This is a genomic window from Variovorax sp. F042, from assembly GCF_057814215.1.
Map to the genome: position 1 here is coordinate 18507 of NZ_JBVASX010000024.1, position 21191 is coordinate 39697.

The 21191-nt window shown below is 64.9% G+C and carries 26 protein-coding genes and 2 pseudogenes; 16 read left to right on the top strand and 12 right to left on the bottom strand.

The annotated features are described in order from the left end of the window. The first annotated feature begins 111 nt into the window (after positions 1-111). Positions 112-312 carry a hypothetical protein gene (locus tag ACZYSP_RS34915; protein ID WP_093082558.1) on the top strand — a complete coding sequence of 67 codons (201 nt, stop codon included), beginning with the start codon at positions 112-114 and terminating at the stop codon, positions 310-312. 100 nt (positions 313-412) lie between these two features. On the opposite strand, the gene ACZYSP_RS34920 is transcribed toward ACZYSP_RS34915, so the two are convergent. After that, positions 413-676: a hypothetical protein gene (locus tag ACZYSP_RS34920; protein ID WP_093082561.1), complete on the bottom strand. Its 264-nt coding sequence runs from the start codon at positions 674-676 to the stop codon at positions 413-415. A gap of 257 nt (positions 677-933) precedes the next feature. Next, on the bottom strand, positions 934-1155 hold the full coding sequence (locus tag ACZYSP_RS34925) for an alpha/beta hydrolase family protein (RefSeq protein ID WP_256217017.1): 222 nt from the start codon (positions 1153-1155) through the stop codon (positions 934-936). Here ACZYSP_RS34925 and ACZYSP_RS34930 point away from each other — a divergent pair. Together ACZYSP_RS34930 and ACZYSP_RS34935 are read left to right on the top strand one after the other, a co-directional pair. Further along, entirely contained in the window at positions 1145-1429 is a 285-nt protein-coding gene (locus tag ACZYSP_RS34930) for a porin (RefSeq protein WP_371258884.1), read from the top strand. The two genes, ACZYSP_RS34925 and ACZYSP_RS34930, sit on opposite strands and share 11 nt — an antisense overlap. A gap of 628 nt (positions 1430-2057) precedes the next feature. Further along, complete coding sequence (locus ACZYSP_RS34935) at positions 2058-2837, top strand: outer membrane protein assembly factor BamE (protein ID WP_489019123.1); 780 nt, start codon at positions 2058-2060, stop codon at positions 2835-2837. Between the two features lie 14 nt (positions 2838-2851). On the opposite strand, the pseudogene ACZYSP_RS34940 reads toward ACZYSP_RS34935, so the two are convergent. Both ACZYSP_RS34940 and ACZYSP_RS34945 read right to left on the bottom strand, forming a co-directional pair. Beyond that, a pseudogene (locus tag ACZYSP_RS34940) lies at positions 2852-2962 on the bottom strand (transposase); the annotation flags it as partial. A gap of 12 nt (positions 2963-2974) precedes the next feature. Next, a complete protein-coding gene (locus tag ACZYSP_RS34945; RefSeq protein WP_489019125.1) occupies positions 2975-3232 on the bottom strand; it encodes a hypothetical protein in 258 nt (85 codons plus the stop codon). Between ACZYSP_RS34945 and ACZYSP_RS34950 the strand changes: the two genes are divergently transcribed. After that, entirely contained in the window at positions 3222-3611 is a 390-nt protein-coding gene (locus tag ACZYSP_RS34950; protein ID WP_354338415.1) for a four-helix bundle copper-binding protein, read from the top strand. The two genes, ACZYSP_RS34945 and ACZYSP_RS34950, sit on opposite strands and share 11 nt — an antisense overlap. On the opposite strand, the pseudogene ACZYSP_RS34955 reads toward ACZYSP_RS34950, so the two are convergent. After that, positions 3601-4262, bottom strand: a pseudogene (locus tag ACZYSP_RS34955) (phosphoketolase family protein). The gene ACZYSP_RS34950 and the pseudogene ACZYSP_RS34955 sit on opposite strands and share 11 nt — an antisense overlap. A gap of 51 nt (positions 4263-4313) precedes the next feature. Continuing rightward, positions 4314-4652 (bottom strand): PRC-barrel domain-containing protein, encoded by a 339-nt coding sequence (locus tag ACZYSP_RS34960; protein WP_093082864.1) that lies wholly within the window; start codon positions 4650-4652, stop codon positions 4314-4316. A gap of 256 nt (positions 4653-4908) precedes the next feature. Between ACZYSP_RS34960 and ACZYSP_RS34965 the strand changes: the two genes are divergently transcribed. From ACZYSP_RS34965 to ACZYSP_RS34980, 4 genes are all read left to right on the top strand, one after another. Further along, positions 4909-5214 carry a hypothetical protein gene (locus ACZYSP_RS34965; RefSeq protein WP_489019128.1) on the top strand — a complete coding sequence of 102 codons (306 nt, stop codon included), beginning with the start codon at positions 4909-4911 and terminating at the stop codon, positions 5212-5214. A gap of 16 nt (positions 5215-5230) precedes the next feature. Beyond that, a complete protein-coding gene (gene budC, locus ACZYSP_RS34970) occupies positions 5231-6007 on the top strand; it encodes a meso-2,3-butanediol dehydrogenase (protein WP_489019130.1) in 777 nt (258 codons plus the stop codon). A gap of 722 nt (positions 6008-6729) precedes the next feature. Continuing rightward, entirely contained in the window at positions 6730-7452 is a 723-nt protein-coding gene (locus ACZYSP_RS34975) for a UdgX family uracil-DNA binding protein (RefSeq protein WP_489019132.1), read from the top strand. 9 nt (positions 7453-7461) lie between these two features. Next, positions 7462-7965 carry a DUF421 domain-containing protein gene (locus ACZYSP_RS34980; RefSeq protein WP_256217033.1) on the top strand — a complete coding sequence of 168 codons (504 nt, stop codon included), beginning with the start codon at positions 7462-7464 and terminating at the stop codon, positions 7963-7965. 4 nt (positions 7966-7969) lie between these two features. On the opposite strand, the gene ACZYSP_RS34985 is transcribed toward ACZYSP_RS34980, so the two are convergent. Beyond that, positions 7970-8413 (bottom strand): MauE/DoxX family redox-associated membrane protein, encoded by a 444-nt coding sequence (locus tag ACZYSP_RS34985; RefSeq protein WP_489019134.1) that lies wholly within the window; start codon positions 8411-8413, stop codon positions 7970-7972. Positions 8414-8416: 3 nt separating this feature from the next. Then, positions 8417-8737: a glutaredoxin domain-containing protein gene (locus ACZYSP_RS34990; protein ID WP_489019136.1), complete on the bottom strand. Its 321-nt coding sequence runs from the start codon at positions 8735-8737 to the stop codon at positions 8417-8419. Between the two features lie 112 nt (positions 8738-8849). Between ACZYSP_RS34990 and ACZYSP_RS34995 the strand changes: the two genes are divergently transcribed. Then, the gene (locus tag ACZYSP_RS34995; RefSeq protein ID WP_489019138.1) at positions 8850-9275 is read left to right on the top strand and encodes a hypothetical protein; all 426 of its coding nucleotides are present in this window, start codon (positions 8850-8852) and stop codon (positions 9273-9275) included. Positions 9276-9297: 22 nt separating this feature from the next. After that, entirely contained in the window at positions 9298-9735 is a 438-nt protein-coding gene (locus tag ACZYSP_RS35000; RefSeq protein WP_093082853.1) for a PPC domain-containing DNA-binding protein, read from the top strand. Here ACZYSP_RS35000 and ACZYSP_RS35005 read toward each other — a convergent pair. Continuing rightward, complete coding sequence (locus ACZYSP_RS35005) at positions 9675-10019, bottom strand: hypothetical protein (protein WP_354338421.1); 345 nt, start codon at positions 10017-10019, stop codon at positions 9675-9677. The two genes, ACZYSP_RS35000 and ACZYSP_RS35005, sit on opposite strands and share 61 nt — an antisense overlap. Positions 10020-10025: 6 nt before the next feature. Here ACZYSP_RS35005 and ACZYSP_RS35010 point away from each other — a divergent pair, with 6 nt between their 5' ends. From ACZYSP_RS35010 to ACZYSP_RS35025, 4 genes are all read left to right on the top strand, one after another. Next, complete coding sequence (locus ACZYSP_RS35010) at positions 10026-10547, top strand: metallophosphoesterase family protein (protein ID WP_354338423.1); 522 nt, start codon at positions 10026-10028, stop codon at positions 10545-10547. Between the two features lie 157 nt (positions 10548-10704). Further along, positions 10705-10911, top strand: coding sequence for a hypothetical protein (locus ACZYSP_RS35015; RefSeq protein WP_489019141.1), 207 nt, complete (start codon positions 10705-10707; stop codon positions 10909-10911). Then, positions 10912-11217 carry a hypothetical protein gene (locus ACZYSP_RS35020; RefSeq protein WP_354338424.1) on the top strand — a complete coding sequence of 102 codons (306 nt, stop codon included), beginning with the start codon at positions 10912-10914 and terminating at the stop codon, positions 11215-11217. It abuts the gene before it with no gap. 298 nt (positions 11218-11515) lie between these two features. Further along, positions 11516-13234, top strand: a complete 1719-nt coding sequence (locus ACZYSP_RS35025; RefSeq protein ID WP_489019144.1) for a thiamine pyrophosphate-dependent enzyme — start codon at positions 11516-11518, stop codon at positions 13232-13234. 78 nt (positions 13235-13312) lie between these two features. Here ACZYSP_RS35025 and ACZYSP_RS35030 read toward each other — a convergent pair whose 3' ends face one another. From ACZYSP_RS35030 to ACZYSP_RS35040, 3 genes are all read right to left on the bottom strand, one after another. Further along, positions 13313-17686: a DEAD/DEAH box helicase gene (locus ACZYSP_RS35030; RefSeq protein ID WP_489019146.1), complete on the bottom strand. Its 4374-nt coding sequence runs from the start codon at positions 17684-17686 to the stop codon at positions 13313-13315. A 147-nt stretch (positions 17687-17833) separates the two neighbouring features. Beyond that, the gene (gene clsB / locus ACZYSP_RS35035; RefSeq protein ID WP_489019148.1) at positions 17834-19015 is read right to left on the bottom strand and encodes a cardiolipin synthase ClsB; all 1182 of its coding nucleotides are present in this window, start codon (positions 19013-19015) and stop codon (positions 17834-17836) included. A gap of 7 nt (positions 19016-19022) precedes the next feature. Continuing rightward, on the bottom strand, positions 19023-19175 hold the full coding sequence (locus ACZYSP_RS35040; RefSeq protein WP_093082840.1) for a hypothetical protein: 153 nt from the start codon (positions 19173-19175) through the stop codon (positions 19023-19025). Positions 19176-19748: 573 nt separating this feature from the next. Between ACZYSP_RS35040 and ACZYSP_RS35045 the strand changes: the two genes are divergently transcribed. Next, positions 19749-19979 (top strand): hypothetical protein, encoded by a 231-nt coding sequence (locus tag ACZYSP_RS35045; protein WP_093082869.1) that lies wholly within the window; start codon positions 19749-19751, stop codon positions 19977-19979. A 10-nt stretch (positions 19980-19989) separates the two neighbouring features. Beyond that, entirely contained in the window at positions 19990-21006 is a 1017-nt protein-coding gene (locus ACZYSP_RS35050) for a lysylphosphatidylglycerol synthase domain-containing protein (RefSeq protein ID WP_093082838.1), read from the top strand. Positions 21007-21191 lie beyond the last annotated feature (185 nt).

A 21191-nucleotide genomic window follows, 5' to 3' on the forward strand; every position in this document is an offset into this window, starting at 1 on the left:
CCTGAGACACCTTCAACGAGTCACGCTAGCTTCGGCGTTGCGGTATTACCCTTTGTTTTCTCCGCCATGTAACGCCCGAGGAATCAACGAGGACACTCAATATGCTTGCAAATGAACAAGACTGAAGTGATGGCCATTTCGATCGAGATGGCGCGAAGTGGACGGGGCCTGAATCCCGCCGATGCGATCGACTACATCGCGGAACTGATTGCGAGGGAAGACCCCGCAAGCGAGCTCTACGACTGGCGTGTCGAAAAATTGCTCGCCACGGCCGCATGCATATGGCGCTTGCGGCGAGAACAGATCACATAGCCGTAAGTCAGGACAACGATCTGGCCGGGATCGGCGTGGTCAATTCCGTGCGCTGAGGAGAAGCTCGATCAGATCCCGGTTTTAAGGGATCTGGGGCTTTTCATGCAGCCGCGCATTCGTGGTTCCGCGGCGCAGTGCCGTAGTTACGAGGGCCCTGCCCAACTTCGCCGGCAAACCATCGAAAGATGTTTGCTTGGTTGCTCCACCCGTTGCTGAATCGCACGAAAAGAAAGCCCTGCTGCGCGTTGCCGAGCGAGTCGACAGGGATGCCTGCAGCGCGCAGGGCCGTGATTTCTGCATGGGCATCCATGTCGGATGGCAGCTTCAAGGTGATCGTCGCGCTATGAATGGGGTGCCTGGGCATTGCTTCGCCTCCGTCAAATTTCCCGGAGGCACAGTTGATCCGAAAAAGGCTTCTTCAGGGATCCCGCGTTCATAGGAGGCGCGAGTCTGGCGATAGCTGTAAGCGCAGCCACTCGGCCAGATCGGCCATCACCTGGGCGCCCAGCGCCGATACCGCGGTGAAGTGAATGCAGCCGTGGATGGCATCGGGGTCGTGGCGGTGCGCAGCGCCAGCACATGACCTTCGTCGCGCAGCGGGTCGTGGCCTATGGTGGCCAGCTAGGTGGGCGGCAGCATATGCAGTGCCTGCGACTGCAGCAAGGCGAAATCGGCGTGCCGCGCCAGTTCTTGCCGACCGCCGAGGTAGCAGTCGATGAACCGTTGCATGACGCTGGTGGTGAGGAACTTGCCCTCGCCGTTCTCGGCCATCGAAGGGCTCGGTTCGCTGTAGTAGTAGGCAACGGGATAGACGAGGGGGGCCTTCTCATGGGTGAAGTTCAACAATGACCTGGGTGCCACCGCCACGCCCTTCGCACCCGATCGCGATGCATCGGTGCGCAAGCTTGCCATCGGCTATGAGTACAACCTTTCGAAGCGCACGGCGCTGTATGCCACAGTGGCACGGATCCGAATCAAGAACGGGCAAAACAACCCGGCCATCATGGGAGTGGTCCCCGGCGGTACTGGAGGCTATCTTTCCACCGGTGCCGGCACCCCGGGTTATGCGCCGCGCACAGCGATGGGCTACGACTTCGGCATCAGGCACTCGTTCTAATACCAGCCCGGCTGTATGCCCATGTAATCCGGCCATGCGCCTTCCGTCCAAATCGCGCTCTCCAAGGTCTTGGTTCGTAGTGCAACCGCTGTCGCGCGAAAGGCTCGCTTAGATCGCACATGGCGCGCACTGGGTGCCTTCGAACGCAGCTTAGACACGCAGGTCTCCCGACTGCACACGCTGCTGGAGGACGGCGAGTCTTCCTATATCGAGATCGAGACGATCTAGGGTGCGGGCTACATGTTCGACCCCAGAGGCCGAGGCAACGTCACTCACTTCCGTCGTTGAGCGGCAGGGTCGCGTTCATGGAAAGGAGCTAGCCGGACCGCCGCCCGACCTCGCCGGCAAACCACCGGAAGATGTTCGTCTGGCCGCTTCTTGCACTGCTCGACCGGACGAAGAGAAATCCCCGTTCTGCGTTGCCCAGGGCGTCGACTGGGATCCCCGCCGCCCGCAGGGCTACGTGCTCTGCATTGGCGTCGATGTCGGATGGCAGTTTCAAGGTCACGGTCGCGTTATGGACGGTTCGTCTGGGCATTGCTGTGTTTCACATGCTTGCAGGCAACCCTCAGTGAACCGCAAAAGGGCTTCCTCGCGAATCCCACGTTCATAGGAGGCAGGCTCGAGAGTGGACTCCGGTGATGCATGCCCATCTGTCGGAGGCAAGGGCTCCTCCTGTTCATCTGCACGTGTCCTCGCACAGATATCGCTGGCCGACCGGGCCTTAGGAACTTTCGTTAACGTGGAGCAGTTGCGCCGCGTCGGGCGGGGCATGACGAAGAACCAGGTGCGCGAACTCATCAGCTATCCGCACTTCAGCGAAGGCCTGTTCGGTCCGAAGGAGTGGGACTACCTGTTCAACTTCCGTACGGGCCGCGGCGACGAGTTCGTCACCTGCCAATACAAGGTGGTCTACAAGGACGGCCTGTCCGATGCGATGTACTGGAAGGACCCGACCTGCGCGGGCTACATCTCGGCCAAGGCCGACGTGGCGGCACCGGTGCCTGCCGCTGCGACGGCACCGCAACGGTTCAAGTTGGCCGCCGATGCGCTGTTTGCCTTCGACAAGTCGGGCATGGCCGACATGTCGGCCGGCGGGCGCACGCAACTCGACCAATTGGCCGTTCAGCTCAAGGGCCAGTACAAGCGCTTCGACTCGATCACCGTGATCGGCCACACGGACAGGCTGGGCAGCGACACGTACAACCAGGCGCTGTCGGCCGCGCGTGCTGCGACCGTGCGCGACTACCTGATCGCGCAGGGCCTGCCGCGCTCGGCGCTGCGCGCCTTCGGAGTCGGCAAGACGCAGCCCGTGGTCTCGTGTGCCGACGGCGGGCAGCGCGCGCAACTCATTGCCTGCCTGCAGCCCAACCGCCGCGTCGAGCTCGAGGTCAGCGGCGAGCGGTAGGTCGCAGGTGCTCTGACCTGGCTCTTGGAGATGCCACTCATGCCGAGCGACTTCACCAGGTCGTCCACGGAACGCGTGGAAATGCCTTGCACATAGGCTTCCTGGATGACGGCGGTGAGCCGCCGTGCGATGCCGAGTCAATGGATCGATGCGAAGACCTCTTGCGCAAGCACGAAAGAGCGCGGCTGAGAATCGCGATCGCCGATGACAAAGCAGCGCAAACGAAGAGCAGCGGCCGCCGATGGCCAAGTTTTGAGTTGCAGGCGCCAGGCGCACACGAGTTGCGGAGGACGCCCGCTGTCGGCCTGATCCCACATTGGAGTGCCTCGCTCGGGGCGAAAAACGAGCCCGCTTTTTTCAATCCTGTTCTTCAAGGAGTATTTGATGTCGAACACGAATCTTCCCAGCGCCGAGGCGCGCGTCACCGCGACGGTCGTGCCCGGGCGGGACCCTTCTGATTTCGGTCGCTGCATCGAGCTTTGCGATGCCTGTGCGACGGCCTGCAATCGCTGCGCGGCAGCATGCGTCAAAGAAGCTTCGAGCGCCCTGGCACGCTGCATTGCGCTCGAATTGGACTGCGCGGCGATGTGCACCACTGCCGCGGCAATCATGGCAAGAAACAGCGAGAACGCGGAGCTCGTCTGCAGCCTGTGCGCCGATATCTGCCGACGCTGCGCAGCCGAATGCGCCATTCACGACATGGACCATTGCCGAAACTGCGCGCAAGCATGCCGGCAGTGCGAAACGGAGTGCCAACGCATGGCTACGACCTGAAGCGCCACCCGACGACGTCTGGCATGTCGATGCCATGCTGCGTGACGTACGCCCGGTGTTCGAGCAGTCGATCATGCGGATGCACATGCCCTGCACGGTCGCGGATTCGCACCACCCGGTCGATGGCATCGGCCGCCAGATGGAAGCGACCGGGCCGGTTCGGCACCGTCATGTCGAACGGCGTTGTCGTGGTGCCTTCTTCCTGGTAACCGTGCACGTGAAAGTTTTCGTGATTGGTGCGCTTGTAGAGCAGGCGGTGGATCGACCACGGATGGCCGTGGAACGCGAAGATGACGGGCCGGTCGGTGGTAAAGATCGAATCGAATGCCGCGTCCTGCAGCCCGTGCGGATGTGCTGATGGCGACTGCAGCGCCAACAGGCCGACAACGTGACCACGCGGACCTTGAACTCGGGCAGTTGCATGCGAAGAATGTCGACGGCAGCCAACGTCTCCAACGTCGGCTCGCCGCCCGCGCAGGCCATCAACACGTCGGGCGCGTCGCCTTCGTGGTTGCCTGCCCAGCCCCAGATGCCAAGACCAGCACTACAGGGGCGCACCGCGGCGTTCATGTTCAGCCACTGCGGTGCCAGCGCCTTGCCCGGCACGATGACGCTGACATAGACGCGGCTGCGAAGGCAATGGTCGACCATCGATAGCAAGTGTTGGCACCCGGTGCCCTGCGTTCGGTCTGAAACGCGAACTCAAAGACCGTAGTACTTGTTGATGGTGGCCGTGTACCGGTCGTCGTAATCGGGAGTCTTGGTCTCGTCGTACTTCGGCGCGCCTTCGAGCATTTCCTTTTGCAGGGGAACCACGTAGCCGTCCTGGGCCGTGTCGTACTTGAGCATACTCCAGGGAATGGGGTAACGGTCCTTGCCCATACCAAGGAAGCCCCCGAACTCCATCACGGCGTAGCGCACCTGGCCGGACAGCTTGTCGATCATGAGGTCATCGATGGTACCGAGCTTGTCGCCCGCTGCGTTGTAGACGGTCGTTCCCTCGACGCGGTCCGACGAGATGACGTTTGCCGAGATGGCCATGACTTTCTCCTTGCCGCCGACGCATCTGGGAGGCGTTGGCGATTGATTCAAAGCCCAGGGGGATGGTTTCCCTCATGCTGTCGCTTCGCTTCATCGGCAATGCTTGGCATGGGCTGTAGGAGGTTTTCCGGTTTGCTGGTTGTCTCGCGTGAGCGTTTTTTGCGACACCGGAGTGAGGTCATATCCGACATACGCACCCTCGAGATGTCCTAGCTTCCTTTCCATCCGCATTCACCTGAATGAAAGGACGCAGATCATGACCAACCAGACCACACCAAGACAGACGGCGTCACGGCAACAGAGCCTGCAACACAGCCGCAACGACGACCGGGACAACTCGCGCGTGTTCGCGTTTTTTATCGTCGTCGCCGTGATGGTGTTCGTGGGCGCGCTGGCGTATTTCTTCATCGTTGACAAGCGTGCCCGGGAGTCGGCCCGCGAGGTGACGCCGCCTGCGGCCCACATGCACGGCACGGCGCCTCGTCCGGCGGGCGGTACTTCCCCCGGGTCTTCCAGCGGTATTGGCCCGGCTGGATCGCCGCCTACTTCGCCAGTCAGGTAACCGCCAAGGAGGTCAGATGCAACAGCAGATGCAACGATTCGTCGGAAGGACCGTCATCGTCACCGGTGCGGGCTCTGGCATCGGCGAAGCCACGGCGCGCCGTTTTTCCGCCGAAGGAGCGAACGTCGTCCTGGCCGGCGACACGCTCTCGAAGCTGGAGCGCGTGGCCGCCGACCTGCCGCTCGAGCGCACCCTGGTCCAGGCCGCCGATGTGTCGACGTACGAGCAAGTGCAGGTTCTGGTGGCCGCCGCCGTCGAGCGGTTTGGCGCCTTGGACGTGCTCTTCAACAACGCAGGCATCGCCGTCGAAGGCACCGTCATCGAAGCGCCGTTCGATGATTGGGAGAGGATCATGGCGATCAATGTCGGCGGCGTATTCCACGGATGCCGCGCAGCCATGCCGCATTTGCTCAAAAGCAAGGGCTGCATCGTCAACACGGGCTCGGTCTCCGGGCTGGGTGGCGACTGGGCGATGGGCTTCTACAACGCCTCGAAAGGGGCCATCGTCAACTTCACGAAGGCGCTGGCCCTCGACCATGGCAGAGACGGCGTGCGGGTCAACGCCGTGTGCCCCAGCCTCACCTTCACGCCGATGACGGCCGACATGAAGAAGGATAGCGACCTCATGGCCCGGTTTAGCGAGCGCATTCCGCTTGGCCGGGGCGCGGACCCCGCGGAAATCGCGGCTGTGGTCGCCTTCCTGGCGAGCGACGACGCGAGCTTCGTCAACGGCGTCGCTCTGCCCGTGGACGGCGGGCTCATGGCCTCGAACGGCCAGCCGAACATGTCCTGAGATCCCGAGCGAATCGCGGCATCCATCGCTGCGTCCTCGTAAGCCTGAACCAGTCCGCGCGAGAAATCGCCGAGGAAAAGCTCACGGAACAACTGCGCGCTTACGTGGAGCGGCAAAACGCGGCATCTGCTGCATAGAGGCGGTGAGCAGGACCGTTATTGCTTGCGACGGCCCGATGGCGCTGGTAGAGGCCGCTAGGGCGGGGCGACCCTCTCGGCGTTCCTCGATGCCATCGGGCCGTCCTCCATCTCACCAGAGGGGGGCGGAACATGCGTTCTCGCGCCAGCCTCGAAGAGGCAAGCCGCCGGTCGGCGGAATGGTCGATGGCTTCGACGAAGGTGCCCAGCAATGCTTCCATGCCTAGCAAGGACGCCGACGCTTCCGGCGAGGCGCTGGCAAGCGCGAGCAACTGCCCGCTGCTTGACTTGAAGGCCGTACGCAATATGACCGGCTTGGGATGGCAGGCGATCAGGGCGGTGCACAGTGCTTCCATGGCCCTGAACTCTCCGTGCTTTCGTTGGGGGCGGGTGGCATATCGAGCTTTTCCATGGGGAGGACGGAATTACATGAATGGACAAGGGGCGTGCCCGCTCCTGGAATGCCGATGTCGTCGTGGGGGCCCGGCACCGTCACCGTCGTCGGCAAACAAAGGCGTCCTACGGCAATGGCCTTTCAATTGCGTGAGCTTCGCGTCATTGATTCCGTCACTGACACAAAACACAATGTCTGCGCGTGAACGCGACCTGAAATACGCGACGACGAAGTTACGCGAGATGAGTCGAGCGACCGATGCGTGTCGCGAATGCCCGCTCGGCGCGCTCGCCACGCAATCGGTGTTCGGCGAAGGGCCGGTGCATGCGCGGCTGATGGTCGTCGGCGAGCAGCCGGGCGACAAGGAAGACCTGGAGGGGCGGCCTTTCATTGGTCCCGCGGGGCGCATGTTTGATAGAGCGGTAGCGGAGTTGGGCTGGTCGCGTGACCGGCTTTATCTGACCAATGCCGTGAAGCATTTCAAATACGAGCTGCGGGGGAAGCGCCGGATTCACAAGACGCCTGCTCAGCGCGAGGCCGACGCCTGCCTTCATTGGCTGGAGAGCGAGATCGCGCTGGTGCGGCCGGTTGCGCTAGTCGCACTCGGCGGCGTGGCGGCGCGTTCGCTGCTGGGCCGTCGGGTCGCGGTGATGAGCGAGCGTGGGCGGTGGCACGAAGACGAGGCCGGTCGCCGCGTGCTCGTAACGCTGCACCCTTCGGCATTGTTGAGGGGGCGATCCGGCGCAAAGGGACGAGGCATGGCAGCAATGGTTGGAAGACCTGGCGTTGGCGTCCGCCATTTTCAAGAAAGCTGCGCCTCGAACGAAGCACTCCCTGATGGAGCGCGCATGACGCTGACCTCAGTCCGACACAGGAGGCATGGTGGCCTGCGAAACCCGTTCGCGACGAAGTAGGAGAGAGCCGTGAAACAGGAATTCGAATGGATCTTCGGCACGGGCTCGGACCTCGAGACCTGGCAGATGGCCGCCCGAGCCATCGCTGTGTTCTTTATTGCACTTGTACTGATCCGCGCGTCGGGAAGACGCTCCTTCGGTCAGCACAGCCCCTTCGACGCCTGCATCACCGTCTTGCTCGGCGCCGTGCTCAGCCGGGCAGTGGTGGGCGCTTCGCCGTTCTGGAGCACCATCGCAGCAGGCACTGCGCTAGTCGTCGTGCACAGGGCCGTGGCACTGGGCAGCGCGCGCTGGGCGGCCTTCGAAGATGTCGTGAATGGCCGCGAGATCACGCTAGTGCGCGACGCTCATCTCGACCAGGACGCCATGCGCAAGGCGCTGGTCTCGCGGAGAAATCTCGATGAAGCAGTTCGCCAGAAGCTGGGCGACGCCGATCTTTCTTCCGTTCGTCTGGCGATGCTGGAGCGGGACGGCAAGATCACTGTGATCGGAATCGACAGAGCCACTCCGTAGGTGCTCAGGCATCCACGATCACCCACAGCGCTATCGCCACCATCATCAGGTTCTCGGTCAGCGATACGAACCCGAGCGGCACGTTGCTGCTGCCTCCGACGCACGCGCACTTGAGTTCGCGGTGATCGACGTACACGGCCTTGACGACCGACATCGCGCCGACGCTTCCCACGAAGAGCGCCACCGGCACCGCGATCTCGTGCAGCCGACCCGCCACCATCAACACGCCGGCCAGCAGCTCCGCGAACGGATAGAGGTAGGCATAGAGCACGAAGCGTCGGGCCAGCAGGTCGTAGTTGAGGAACATGGTTGAGAAGCTCTCCACGTCCTGCAGCTTGAGCAGCGCCAGGATGCACATCGTGAATGAGATGAACGACGAAAGCAGTTGCGGACTGCCCAGCGGTCGGTTCGCAGCCAGCAAGCTCGCGCCCGCCAAGAGCAGCGCCACCACCTACACCGCGATCACGGGCGTGTACGACGCCTCGCCCGGATTGCGCACCGGCAGGCCGAAGTGGCGTCGCAGGTCGTCGTAGCCGCCGATCCGGTGGCCCTCGATGAAGATCTGCGGGGTGGTCTGCACGTGATGTTCGGCCTTGAATGCGTCGGTCTGCGTTCGCGTCATCAACCATCGGTCGTCGACCTGATAGCCCTTGCGCCGCAACAGGAACCGCGCCTTCAAGCCAAAGGGGCAGATGTGCTCCGGTATGACCATGCGGTACAGCGTGGCGGTCTTCCCAGTGGCGAGGTTGTTGTCGGCGGTCCGGGTGGTCATGGTTGTGCTCCCTGGATCAATTTGATTTGCATCTGCCTGGGGCCATGTCGGACGGGTTCACCTCACCCTGACGGAATGCCGTGCGGGCGGCCGCGAAAGCGACTTGCGGCCATTGGCGAAGGATGCCTACACGGTCGAAGACGTCTCGATGAAACGGTTCGGGCTGTTGGTGAGCTTCATGTTCGAAGGAGCGAAATCGATGCTTTCCAGGAGATCCATTTGGGTAGCCGGCACCTTGGCACTTTTTGCCGGATCGGCCGCGGCGCAGGCGACCGACAAGCCGCAGCGTCCACCGCGGGCCGGCTCCGACGCGCAACCAGGCGTTGACAAGGAGATCGTCGTGAAGCCGCCCGCCAAGGTCGATCCGCGGCTGGCGAAGCCCGCTCCGGGCAACAGGGATCCCGGCATGGTCGAGAGGCCGCCTGCAGATGCCAGGCCAGGCGATGGCAGCAAGCCTCGCGTCGACCCCTCTGAGCGATCACGCCAGGACGACTGCAGGGGAGCCGCCGAAGATTGCAAGCAGAACTCCCCACGTTAAGGGCTCGACAGGAACTCTTCAGATGAAATCAAAGATTCTCAACAAAGGCCCGGAGCGCACCATCGCTTTGGTTTTCGACAAGGGCGACGACCTCGTCCCCATCCTCGAACAGTTTGCGAAGGAGCATGCGCTGTCGGCCAGCCGCTTCAGCGCGATCGGTGCGTTGCGCGCGGCGGTGCTCGGCTACTTCGACTGGGAGCGCAAGGACTACGACCGGATACCCGTCGAAGAGCAGGTCGAGGTTCTCTCTCTCAACGGTGACATAGCGCTGGATGGCGACCAACCAAAGGTGCATGCGCATGCAGTCCTTGGACGGCGCGACGGCAGCACGATCGGTGGCCACGTGCTCCAGGCCACCGTGCAGCCGACGCTCGAAGTGCTGCTTGTCGAGTCACCGGGCTACTTGCGCAAGACGTGCGACCGGGAGACGGGATTGGCCTTGATCGACGTCGACGCCTGAGCCTGGCCGGCCTGGATGGCTTTGGTCAACACAGCTACATCCCGTTCCGTCATGCCGCTCACGGGTGTGAGGCGTCCGTCCACATACCCCAGCTGCTCGACGTCGTGGAGGTACTGCTCGCGCGACAACAGGGTGCCCGTGCATACGTTCTGATTCGAGGAGGGCGCCGGTTCGCGCATCTCATCAGTCAGGCGATCGATCAGACGGGCAATGACCCAATCGGGAATGCGGTGGCGCTCTCCGGGATAGATGTAGCCGAACAGCGTCAGGTGGGCCAGGAGCACCCGCCAGTGAGGGCCAAAGCGCTCCAGCAGGCTGGCCCAGTCCAGCCGCTCGGCGCCAGCCAGCAGCAGGTGAGCGATGTCGCCGCCGGAATCGCGGGCGTCAAGGCCTTTGGCGGCGGCTTCGGGCGCGGCTCGCTGGGCGCCTGGGGCGAGCCGGCGATCAAGCTGTTCGTGCAGGAGGCGCTGAACGAGGCGATGAAGCTGGAGTCGGCGCTCGCCAAGCTGCGCACGCGGCGCCGGATCGCGCTGTTGCATTACTCGCCCGTCGTTGGCACGGTACAGGGCGAGCCGGTGGAGATTTTTCCTTTCCTGGGCAGCAGCCGGCTGGAGGCCCCGCTGTTGCGGTATCCGATGGATGCCGTGTTCCATGGCCATGCGCACCGTGGTGCGTTGGAGGGGCGCACCATCAACGGCGTGCCGGTCTACAACGTCGCGAAACCTCCGCTGCAGCGCAGCCGGCCTGACACACCGCCTTTCTTCCTGTACGAGGTACAGCGCGAGCCGGTCGAGGAGCCGGCGGCAACCTAGGCCCGGCGCTTTGCCCCCTCGGACAAAGCTTACAAGCGTCATTGGGTTGAGACGACAGAGCGCGTGCCACACCTTTTTGATCATGAAAGGTCATTGCAATTTTTTCTTTCCGGAATCCGGCTGGCGCTACGGCGACCGGCCCTTCATGGAGCAACTCATGACCAGCGATATCAACGAAACTTCCGTCGCCGCAGAGGCGGTGTCGACCGGTCAGGTGATCGTCGTTCTGAACGACCTTCCGGAGAACTCGCGCGACGGCCAATACGGCTTCCGTGCGTGCGCGGCAGAAGTGGCTGAAGGCGCCCAGCGCAACCACGACCAGATCAAGGCGCTGCGGGACCAGTACCGCAGCGCCGAGGCCTGAATGAACATCGGCAGCGGCCCCGCCATGCCGAGTGCTCCCGCCGAGACCGGGGCGTCGGACGGCATTCGGGCGCGGCTTCTCACCTTCAGCTACCGAGGGTGGCTGTTTTCCTGTGCGGCGCAGCGGATAGACGAGCTGACTTTCCGGCCGGTGGTGTTCTGCCGTCATGGCAGTGGTGGCGAAGAGAGTCGGTTGCCACCCGATACGGACAACGTCGCATATGGCAGTGAGGCGGAGGCGCTGCGCCATGCCGAGCAACAGGCCATGCGATGGGCCCAAGACCGCTCATCGTCCGAGGCGCGGTGAGGCTCGGTTGCCGCCGCTGGCGTGGCGCACGGTCTTGAAACTTCTGCAGCCTGCGCGGCAGCCAGGTGCCGATGCGCGAGACCCATCGCAGCACGTGAAAGACGATGAAGCCACTTGTCAGGCCTTGCATCACGTCGGAGTGGGAATTGGCTGGCGAGACGTAGCCTGCATTGCGAAATATTCTCCGGACGTCCTGAAGCGCTTCGTGCGGAGAAGTCCTACCGAGGTATCCGACGCCCGCCCACGGGCATCCACCCGAGGCGCCGTAGCCTTGCGTTTTGCAGCAAAGGAAGCACACATGGCCCGCCGCAAAGTCGCCGACCTGGTCATCGAAACCCTTCAGCAAGCCGACGTCAAACGCTGCTACGGCATCGTCGGAGACACGCTGAACCACATCACCGACGCGATCCGCCACAGCGAAATCGAATGGGTGCATGTGCGACACGAAGAGGCGGCTGCCTTCGCCGCGGGCGCGGAGTCGCACCTGACGGGCGAACTCACGGCCTGTGCCGGTTCATGCGGGCCGGGCGGGCTTCATTTCATCAACGGCGTTTTCGAGGCCAATCGGAACCGCGCCCCGATGGTGCTGATCGCCAGCCAGGTCGTGACGACGGAACTCGGCATGGAGTTTCCTCAGGAGGTCGATTTCAAATCGCTGTACACCGGATGCAGCGTGTTCTGCGAGCAGGTGCAGTCGGCGGAGCAGGCACAGCGGGTCGTGGCGCTCGCGGCGCAGGCCGCGCTGTCCCGGCGCGGTGTGGCGGTCGTCATTCTTCCGAGCGACATCGCGCAGACCGAGGTGAAGGAGGGCCTGACCTTCGCCGTGCACCGCACCGCACCGGTGGTCCGCCCCAACGACGGCGAACTCGCACAACTGGCCGCCTTGCTCGGCAAGGGAAAGAAGATCGCGATCTATGCTGGACACGGCTGTGAAGGCGCGCACGAGATGCTGATCGCGCTCGGCCAGTGCCTGATGGCGCCGATTGCGCACACCTCGCGAGCCAAGGATTTCGTGGAGTACGACAACCCCTTCAACATGGGCATGACCGGCATCTTCGGCGTGGAGTCGGGCTATCGCGCACTGCAGGAATGCGACACACTGCTGCTGCTCGGCGCCGACTTCGCGTGGAGCCAGTTCTATCCCGCCAAGGCCACCATCCTGCAGATCGACACCGATGGCAGCCACCTCGGGCGGCGCCATCCGGTGGCGCTCGGGCTGGTCGGCGACGTCGCGCACACCATCGAGGCGCTCATTCCGCTGCTGGAAGAGCGTAGTGACCGCAGCTTCCTCGACGAATGCCTGCGCCACCGCAAGGAGGCGGTAGAGACGCTGAGGCGCGACGAGCGGCCCGGCAAGGAAGGGCTGATTCACCCGCAGCACCTGACGCGCGTCATCGACGAGTTGGCCGCCGACGACGCCATCTTCACCGCCGATGGCGGCAGCCCCATGGTGTGGTCGCTGCGCCACCTGACCATGAACGGCCGGCGCCGCACACTCGTGAGCCTGCTGCACGGCACCATGGCCAATGCGATGCCGCAGGCGCTGGGCGCGCAAAAGGCGTATCCCGGGCGACAGGTGATTTCGCTCTCGGGCGATGGCGGCCTCGCGATGCTGCTGGGCGACCTGATAACCGCTGTGCAGGAGAAGCTGCCGATCAAGGTCGTGGTCTACAACAACGCGAGCCTGAACTTCGTGGAGCTCGAGCAGAAGGTCGAAGGGCTGCTCGACAACTACACCGACCTGCTGAACCCCGACTTCGCGCGGCTGGCGCAAGTGATCGGCTTCTACGGGCAGAAGGTGGAGCGCGCGGAACAACTGCCCGATGCGGTGAGTGCCTTCCTGGCGCACCCTGGGCCAGCCCTGCTGGACGTGACGGTCAACCGCACGGAACTGGTGATGCCGCCGAAGGTGGAGTTCAGCCAGGTCGCCGGCACGATGCTGTATTCGGCCAAGGCAGTGCTCAGCGGCCGGTCGTCGGACGTGGTGGACCTGATCAAGGACAACTTCACGCAGTGAGCCGACGGCGGTCACAGCGCCGAAGCCAACTGAGCAAGGCGCGGATCGCCCAAAAAAAATTCTGTCCCGGAACGGAACTCAAGCGGACGGTTGCGCGGCGGGCTCGAAGGTGCGCAGAGATGGCTCCAGCGAAAGCGCGTGCCTCGCTGCCTGCGTCTGTGCCGCGTCGAGCGACACCAGCAATGCGATTTCTCCCGCCACGCTGGTCGCAATCGGCGCGCCGTCGCGGTACAGCACGCGCGAGCCCGCGACGCGCGGCACCTTGGGCCCGTTCACGATGGTTCCCAGCAGATTGGCCGGATCGCTGGCCGCGAGCGCGATCAGCGCGCCGTCGCCCGGCTGCCTGCGCACCTGCCGCATCGACGCAACCGCCTCGGGCAGCGCGAACTGCTCGCCCGACACCCCGGCGATGAAGCGCCCGCCACGGATCTCCCCGCGCGCCTCCAGTCGCCGGCAAACGCGCACCAGATCGCGCCACGGCGGCAGCCATGCGGCCTCGCGTTCGAGCAGGCGCCAGCAGATCACGCCGTAGCGGCGCAGCAGCACGTGCACGACCTGTTCGATCGCTTCCGCGGAGCTGGCCGCCATCGCTTCGGCGGCGGCGGGTGGCCGCACCAGCGTCCAGCGCCCTGCGTCCTCGATGCCGAAGAGCGGCGTACGCCGCCGGCGCCGCGTGTCGGCCGATGCGCGCTTGGACGCCGGTACCAGCAGTGCGCGCAGGCCGGCATAGCTGTCGCACCGCGCGCGCCCCTTGGCGACCAGTTCGGTCAGCGCCTCTTCGATCTCGACCGGCAGCAGACGGGTGCCGAGCGCGATCTCGTCGAAGAAGCAGGCACCGTGCTGCGCCAGGTGCGCGGCGACGCGCATGGCACGCAAGCCCAGTGTTTCGTCGTCGGCCGGAGCCGGTGCCAGGCTGGTCCACAGCGCCGCGCTGCGGCGCGGCAGCAGCACGACAGGCGTGGCGCGCAGCGACAGGTTGCCCCCTCCCTTGCGGCCCTCCGTGGCGGCTGGCCGCAACCGCGTCCACAGCACGCGTCCCGCCGTGCACAGGTCGTCGAGCCAGGCACCGGAATAGTCGGTCACACGCGCGGGCAGCAACTCGGCTTCCCAGAGTGGGGCAGGCGCCTCGTAGCCTTCGAGTTGCGACAGGATGCCCGACAGCGCCTCGGGCCCGCTCATGCGCGCGGCCGGACCGATGTGCTGCCATTCGAAAAGAAAGCACACGAAGTCGCGTGGCTCGACCGGCTCGATCTCGCGGCGAAGGCGCTTGAGCGTGTAGCGGTGAATGCGTGCCAGCAGATGGCGTTCGCACCATTCGAGGTCTGCCGTACCGGGCGTGAAGCGGCCTTGCAGCACGCTGCCCTCGGTTTGCAGCGCGAGCAGTGCGCCTTCGACGTCGGCAGGCGGCAGGAGCAGCGGCGCAGCCAGTTGCGCCGCGGTGACTGGTCCGAGCCCGCCGAGGCGGGAGCGCAGCAGTTCACGCAGTGCCGCGTCGCGGTCCGCCGGTTGCTCGGCGTCGGCGGGCGCTGTAATGGCGGGCTGCATCGGCGCATCGGGTGCGATGGCCTGCAGCAGCCGCAGCCGCTCGGCCGTCACCCACAGGCCGCGCGCGGTGCGCCCCTTGCCTTCAAGCAGCAGGCGCGTCGCGCGGCCGGCCTTGGCGAGCGCGACGAGCCATTTCTTCCAGGCCGCCTGCTGCGCCACCTCGTCGTCGCTCAAGGCGCCGAGCATGCCCAGCGCCTCGTGCATCTCGTCGGCACTGCGCGGCTGCGGCCAAGCTTCCTCGCGCACGCTGGCGATAGCGTCCGCGTCGAGTTGTCCGACGTCGTCGGCGCTTTCGGGATCGGTGTAGCGGCGGTTCTGCACGGCCTGCGTGCGGCGCTCTTCCAAAGGTGCATCGTCGAGGAATGCATAGGGCCGTGCGTTCAACGCTTCCATTGCGAGAGGCGAGGGCGCTGGCAAATCGCGCGCGAGCACGCGTACCTCGCCAGTCTCCATGCGGCCCAGCAGTGCGAGCCAGCCGTCGGCATCCATTGCGTCGTGCAGGCAGTCGTCGAGCGTCTGTGCCACCAGCGGGTGCTCGGGAATCTCGCGCTCTCCGACGATGTTCTCCGCACATGCGACCTGATCGGGAAACACCGCAGCGAGCAGGTCTTCGGAGCGCATGCGCTGCAACTGCGGCGCCACCTTGCGCCCGCCGCTGAAGCGCGGCAGCGCCAGCGCGGTGGTCGCGTTCCAGCGCCAGCGCACGCCGAACAGCGGCGCATCGAGCAGGGCCTGCACCAGCACGTGCAGGGCCGAGGCCGAATGCAGGTAGCGCGCGACTTCGTCGAGCGGAAAGCTATGACTGGTCGACAGCGAAAGGACGATGGCATCCTCGGTCGCCGCGGCCTGCAGCTCGAAATTGAAGGTGCGGCAAAAGCGCTTGCGCAGCGCCAGGCCCCACGCGCGGTTGAGCCGGCTGCCGAAGGGCGAGTGAATCACCAGTTGCATGCCGCCGGAGGCGTCGAAGAAGCGCTCCATGACGAGCGTACGCTGCGTCGGCAGCGCGCCCAGAACGGCAAGTGCATGCGCGAGATGCTCGACGATCTGGCGTGACGATTCGTCGTCGAGGCCGAGGGTTTGCGTCAGCAGCTTCATCGCGGCGTCTCGCCCGCCGGATTCCAGTGCCTGCGCCACCGCTTCGCGCAACCGCGACACGCCAAACGACAGTTCGTCGCTGCGCCCTGGCGCTTCGCCGAGCCAGAACGGAATGTTGGGCGCGGCGCCTTGCGCGTCTTCCACGCGGACGCGCCCCGGCTCAATCTTCAGGATGCGGTAGCTGGTGTTGCCGAGCTGGAACACGTCGCCCGCCAGGCTCTCGACCGCGAAGTCTTCATTGACCGTGCCAATTTTGTCGGCCTGCGGCTCCAGCACGACCGTGTAGTCGCCCGTTTCGGGGATGGTGCCGCCGGAAGTCAGCGCCGTCATGCGCGCGCCCTTGCGTTCGCGCAGCAGGTGGTTGACGGCATCGCGGTGCACATAGCCGGCGCGCTGGCCTTGCCGCGTGGTGAATCCTTCGGACACCATGCGCACCACTTCCATGTAGCGCTCGCGCGTGAGCTGCGCATAGGGCCACGCGCGGTGCACGAGCGCGAAAAGATCGTCTTCGTTCCATTCACGGCAGGCGGTCTCGGCCACGATCTGCTGCGCCAGCACGTCGAGCGGCGCGGGCAGCACGCGAAGCGCATCGAGTTCGCCGCGGCGGATGCAGTCGAGCAGGGCGGCGCATTCGACCAGCTCGTCGCGCGACTGCGGAAAGAGCCGCGCCTTCGGCACGCCGCCCACGGCGTGGCCCGAGCGCCCTGCGCGCTGCAGGAACGTGGCAATGGCGCGCGGCGAGCCGAGCTGGCAGACCAGGTCGACGTCGCCGATGTCCAGGCCCAGCTCGAGCGATGCCGTGGCCACGAGCACCTTCAGGTCGCCGCGCTTGAGGCGCTGTTCCGCATCGAGGCGGGTTTCCTTCGACAGGCTGCCATGGTGCGCGGCAACCGCCTGCTTGCCGAGGATGTCGCCCAGGTGCCGCGCCGCGCGTTCGGCCATGCGGCGCGTGTTGACGAACACCAGCGTGGTCTTGTGTAGCCACACCAGTTCGGCAACGCGCCCATACACCTGCGTCCACTGGTCGCCCGACATCACCGCCTCGAGCGGCGTCGGGGGCAGTTCCAGCGCCAGGTCGCGCTGCTTGGCATAGCCGATGTCGACGACGGCGCAGTCGGCTGTGCCATCGGCGCGCAGCGCGCCTGTGCCGACCAGAAAACGCGCCACTTCGTCGATCGGCTTCTGCGTGGCCGACAGGCCGATGCGCACCAGGCGCGCGCCCGACTGCGCAGCGCACAGCGCCTGCAGCCGCTCCAGCGACAGCGCCAGATGGCTGCCGCGCTTGCTCGCGGCGACGGCATGGATCTCGTCGACGATCACGCTGCGCACGGTCGACAGCATCTGGCGGCCGGACGCTGAGCCCAGCAGAACGTAGAGCGATTCCGGCGTGGTCACGAGGATGTGCGGCGGCCGCCGCAGGCTCTGCTGGCGTTCGCGCTGCGGCGTGTCGCCAGTGCGCACGGCGGTGCGGATGTCGACGTCGGGCAAACCCAGCGCCTCCAACTCGGCGCGGATGCCCGCAAGAGGCGCATCGAGGTTCAGGCGGATGTCGTTGGAGAGCGCCTTCAGCGGCGAGACGTAGACGACGGCGGTTTCATCCGGCAGGCCCTCGGGCGCAAGGCCCCGGCGGACCAGTTCGTCCAGGGCCGCCAGGAAGGCTGTGAGCGTCTTGCCGGAGCCGGTGGGCGCGGCGACGAGCGTGTCGCGGCCCGCGCGAATCGCTGGCCATGCCTCGGCCTGGGCGGGCGTGGGGCCGGGGAAGGTTCCAAGGAACCACCGGGCGATGGCGGGATGAAAAGAATGCAGGGCCACTGGAAGAACAGGCTACGGCAGGCATCGCGGCAACGCAACACGGCAGGCAGCTGCCGGGCAGATAAGGACAGTACGGGCAATCTCAAGCCGCCTGGCTCATCGCGTGCTCTTGCAGCAAGGTCTTGGCATGGTGGTCCCTGCGCGATGTCAGGTGCTTTCCGCACTTCTCGGGGTCTTGAACTTCTGCACTCTTCGCGGAAGCCAGGTGCCGATGCGCGATGCCCATCGCAGAACGTGAAAAACGATGAAGCTGCCGAGCAACGGCCAGCGGCTCCACAGTCGAAGAGACTCCGGGCGGATGCGCAGGCACTGCGCGCTCATCGCCTGCAGCCGGGTGGCGACTTGCCTGTTGAACGCTTCGCTCTCCACGAAGACGTTGGCTTCCATGTTGAGCGCAAGGCTCAATGGATCGAGGTTGCTGGACCCCACGGTACTCCATGCCTCATCGATGATCGCGACCTTGCCGTGCAAGGGCCTCGGGCAGTATTCGTGCACTTCCACACCCGCGCGCAGCAGGTGGCCGTAGAGCAGCGTTGCTGCGAACCTCACCGACTTGAGATCAGGCATTCCTTGCAGGACGAGCTTGACGGAGACTCCGCGTCGAGCCGCCTTGCACAATTCGTGGAAGAGTCTGTAGCCCGGGAAGAAGTAGGCGTTGGCAATCCAGATCCTTGTACTGGCCGCCCGGATGGCATGTCGGTATATCTGCTCGATGCCGTCGGGGGAGTCCTTGTCATCGCGTGCGGCGAACAGAACGGCCGCAGTGCCGCCCGCGCTGTCATGCATATCAAAGGCGTCCCCGGAAATATCGGGCCCCTCGGAGCCAGCGGTCTTCACCATGAATTTGCGGATCCGGCCCACGATGGGGCCGGACAGTTCCACCGCATAGTCCTGCTTGGCCATTGGCCCGAAATCCATCAAGTGGTCGGCCGAAAAATTGATGCCGCCCACAAAGGCGACTCTGTTGTCCACGACGAGCAGCTTGCGGTGCATTCTGCGCAGCAGATTGAGTTGCTGGCCGAGCACGGCGGGGCCCGGGTCGAAGATGCGCACACGCACGCCAGCGTCTGTCAGCCGGGCAATGAATGCGTCGGAAAGGTCGGGCGAGCCAAAGCCGTCGATGGTGAGAACGGTCGTTGCCCCACGCGATGCGCTCGCGCACAGCGCCTCTGCCAAGGCTATTCCCACCTTGTCTTCGCAAAGAATGAACGTTTCCACCAGGACGACTTCGGTGGCCTGGGCGATCGCGTGGAATACACGGGGAAAGAACTCTTCGCCGTTTTCCAGCAGGCGCGCCGCGTTGCCGTGCGTCCAGTCTGCGCGTCGCATCTGTTCTTCAGCCGTGGCGCTTGAAGTACTGAACTTCGCGCTCGTGCTGCTGTGCCTGCTCTCGCGAACTGAAGGTGCCGAGGTTGCGGCGCTTGCCGGTCTTGGGGTCGGTCTTGCGGGAGTAGAGACGATATTCGCCGGATGCGAGTTTTCGGATCATTGGAGGCTCCTTTCTTTTTGTGACTTCGTGAGTTGCCGGAAGAAATCCAATCTGAGCCGAAGGCATTGGCGCTCTTGTCAGACGATTTCACTTCGCCCTGACGGAACTCCATGGCGATCCTGGCTTGAGCGGTGGAAGATGGCGCGAGCTGTGATGCCTCAGCCTCAGGGTTGGCGCTTTGCAGATTGCGAGCGCGGTACGGCGTCGCCGGCTTTCTTCTTGGCAGGCTTGCTCGGCAACTCTGCCGGCGTGCGCCCGTCTGGATTTGCACCGGTGGTCGGCTCGGGCGTCTTGGAGGGACTGCCTGCTGAATGAACGCTTCTTCGCTGTGACATGGCTTTTCTCCGATGAAGGCAAAGATGCAAACGAAGATCGCTCCTTCCCGGCGAGCGCATGTAGGCGAGCGCCGCTTTTTGCTCGAAGAACGCTGGGAAACCGCTAGGAAACGTCTCCATGCCGAGCCGTGCAGTGGCTATGGCAAATGTCCTGCACCCGCAGTCGGCGGCGGATGTCGGTGCTGCTGCTGCGGACACCGAAGACTCCGTGAATCCGCAAATGCCTGAGGAGCCGCCCATGCCCAAGCCGACCCCCGCCCCGCATTCCACGCATGAAGAACCCGAAGTCACGCAGGAAGAGTCCGTTCCCAGCGACGGCCCCGACACCGAGGGTGAACGGCTGATGGAGGATGTGGGCAACAGCAAGCTCCACGACAAGGGCGAAGCTGAGCACAAGACACCCGGGAAAGCAGACAGGCAGCCCCGCACACATCCTGAAAAGCGCGACGGCAAGCGGGACCCAGCCTGAGGCCGTCGCCATGAGCCTCCAGGCTGCCCATGCGGCACCGGTTGCCGCCAGCACCCGCGTATCGCAGTGGCGGCGCCTTCGCCGGTGGGCACTGCCCCTGTTCGGCCTCGTGGTGCTGGGCCTGCTGCTGTCGTATGCGAACAAGGTCGACTGGGCCGGCGCGTGGCAAGCGCTGCAGCGCTATTCGGCGTGGCTGCTGCTCGCGGTGCTCGGGCTTGCTACGGCCAGCCATGCGCTATACGGCTGCTTCGATCTGATCGGCAAGCTCCACCTGCACCACCGCGTGCCTTACTGGCGCACCTGGGCCATTGCCGTTACCAGCTATGCATTCAACCTGAACCTCGGTTCGCTGGTCGGTGGCATCGCGATGCGCGCGCGCCTCTACGCGCGCGCCGGCCTCGACGAAGCCACCGTTGCCCAGATCGTCGGGCTGAGCCTTGCCGCCAACTGGCTCGGCTACGGGCTGCTGGCAGGCGGCCTGTTCGCGGCTGGTGTCATCGAGCCGCCGCGCCGGGCGCACATCGGGCAGGGCGCGTTGCGCGCGCTCGGGATGGTGATGATCCTGCTGGCGCTAGGCTACGTGGTGGCATGCGCGGTCGCGCGCAAGCGCGAATGGACATTCAGGGGCAAGCACCTTCACTTGCCGGATGTGCGAGTCGCCGTGATGCAGCTTGCGCTCTCTACCGGAAACTGGGCGCTGATGGGCGCGGCCATGTACCTGCTGCTGGGCCAGCAAGTGCCTTACGCAATCACCTTGAGTGTGCTGCTCGCGGCGTCCATCGTCGGTGTGATCACGCCGATTCCGGCAGGCTTGGGCGTGCTGGAGGCCGTGTACCTGGCGCTGCTGTCGGGCACGGTGAAGCAGGGCGCGCTGATGGGCGCGGTGCTCGCGTACCGCGCGCTGTACTACCTGTTGCCGCTGGCAGGCGGGCTGGTGCTGTACCTGTTCCTGGAACGCTGCGCAGCGAGCCATGCCGTGCAGGAAGGCGTCACGCCACCGCTCGAATCACCAACTGCGTCTGCGTGAACGCCGTGAGAGCTTGCACCGGCGCAACGCGCGCCCTCACTATGCGCGCAACGGCGACGCCGATTACCGGATGCCCTCACGCTCAGCCACCGAGCGGCCATCGCGTGTCCAGACCTGGAGCACGAAGTCGTCTTCCTCATGGAACGCCAGGCGTGCCAGGCCGAGCGAGGCCAGCGCGCCGTGTA

Bases quoted from the DNA above. Each gene is read 5' to 3' on its own strand.
- ACZYSP_RS34915 (WP_093082558.1), top strand. From the start codon at position 112: ATGAACAAGACTGAAGTGATGGCCATTTCGATCGAGATGGCGCGAAGT.
- ACZYSP_RS34920 (WP_093082561.1), bottom strand. From the start codon at position 676: ATGCCCAGGCACCCCATTCATAGCGCGACGATCACCTTGAAGCTGCCA.
- ACZYSP_RS34950 (WP_354338415.1), top strand. From the start codon at position 3,222: ATGTCGAACACGAATCTTCCCAGCGCCGAGGCGCGCGTCACCGCGACG.
- ACZYSP_RS34960 (WP_093082864.1), bottom strand. From the start codon at position 4,652: ATGGCCATCTCGGCAAACGTCATCTCGTCGGACCGCGTCGAGGGAACG.
- ACZYSP_RS34965 (WP_489019128.1), top strand. From the start codon at position 4,909: ATGACCAACCAGACCACACCAAGACAGACGGCGTCACGGCAACAGAGC.
- budC (WP_489019130.1), top strand. From the start codon at position 5,231: ATGCAACAGCAGATGCAACGATTCGTCGGAAGGACCGTCATCGTCACC.
- ACZYSP_RS34975 (WP_489019132.1), top strand. From the start codon at position 6,730: ATGTCTGCGCGTGAACGCGACCTGAAATACGCGACGACGAAGTTACGC.
- ACZYSP_RS34990 (WP_489019136.1), bottom strand. From the start codon at position 8,737: ATGACCACCCGGACCGCCGACAACAACCTCGCCACTGGGAAGACCGCC.
- ACZYSP_RS35000 (WP_093082853.1), top strand. From the start codon at position 9,298: ATGAAATCAAAGATTCTCAACAAAGGCCCGGAGCGCACCATCGCTTTG.
- ACZYSP_RS35015 (WP_489019141.1), top strand. From the start codon at position 10,705: ATGACCAGCGATATCAACGAAACTTCCGTCGCCGCAGAGGCGGTGTCG.
- ACZYSP_RS35020 (WP_354338424.1), top strand. From the start codon at position 10,912: ATGAACATCGGCAGCGGCCCCGCCATGCCGAGTGCTCCCGCCGAGACC.
- ACZYSP_RS35025 (WP_489019144.1), top strand. From the start codon at position 11,516: ATGGCCCGCCGCAAAGTCGCCGACCTGGTCATCGAAACCCTTCAGCAA.
- clsB (WP_489019148.1), bottom strand. From the start codon at position 19,015: ATGCGACGCGCAGACTGGACGCACGGCAACGCGGCGCGCCTGCTGGAA.
- ACZYSP_RS35040 (WP_093082840.1), bottom strand. From the start codon at position 19,175: ATGATCCGAAAACTCGCATCCGGCGAATATCGTCTCTACTCCCGCAAG.
- ACZYSP_RS35045 (WP_093082869.1), top strand. From the start codon at position 19,749: ATGCCCAAGCCGACCCCCGCCCCGCATTCCACGCATGAAGAACCCGAA.
- ACZYSP_RS35050 (WP_093082838.1), top strand. From the start codon at position 19,990: ATGAGCCTCCAGGCTGCCCATGCGGCACCGGTTGCCGCCAGCACCCGC.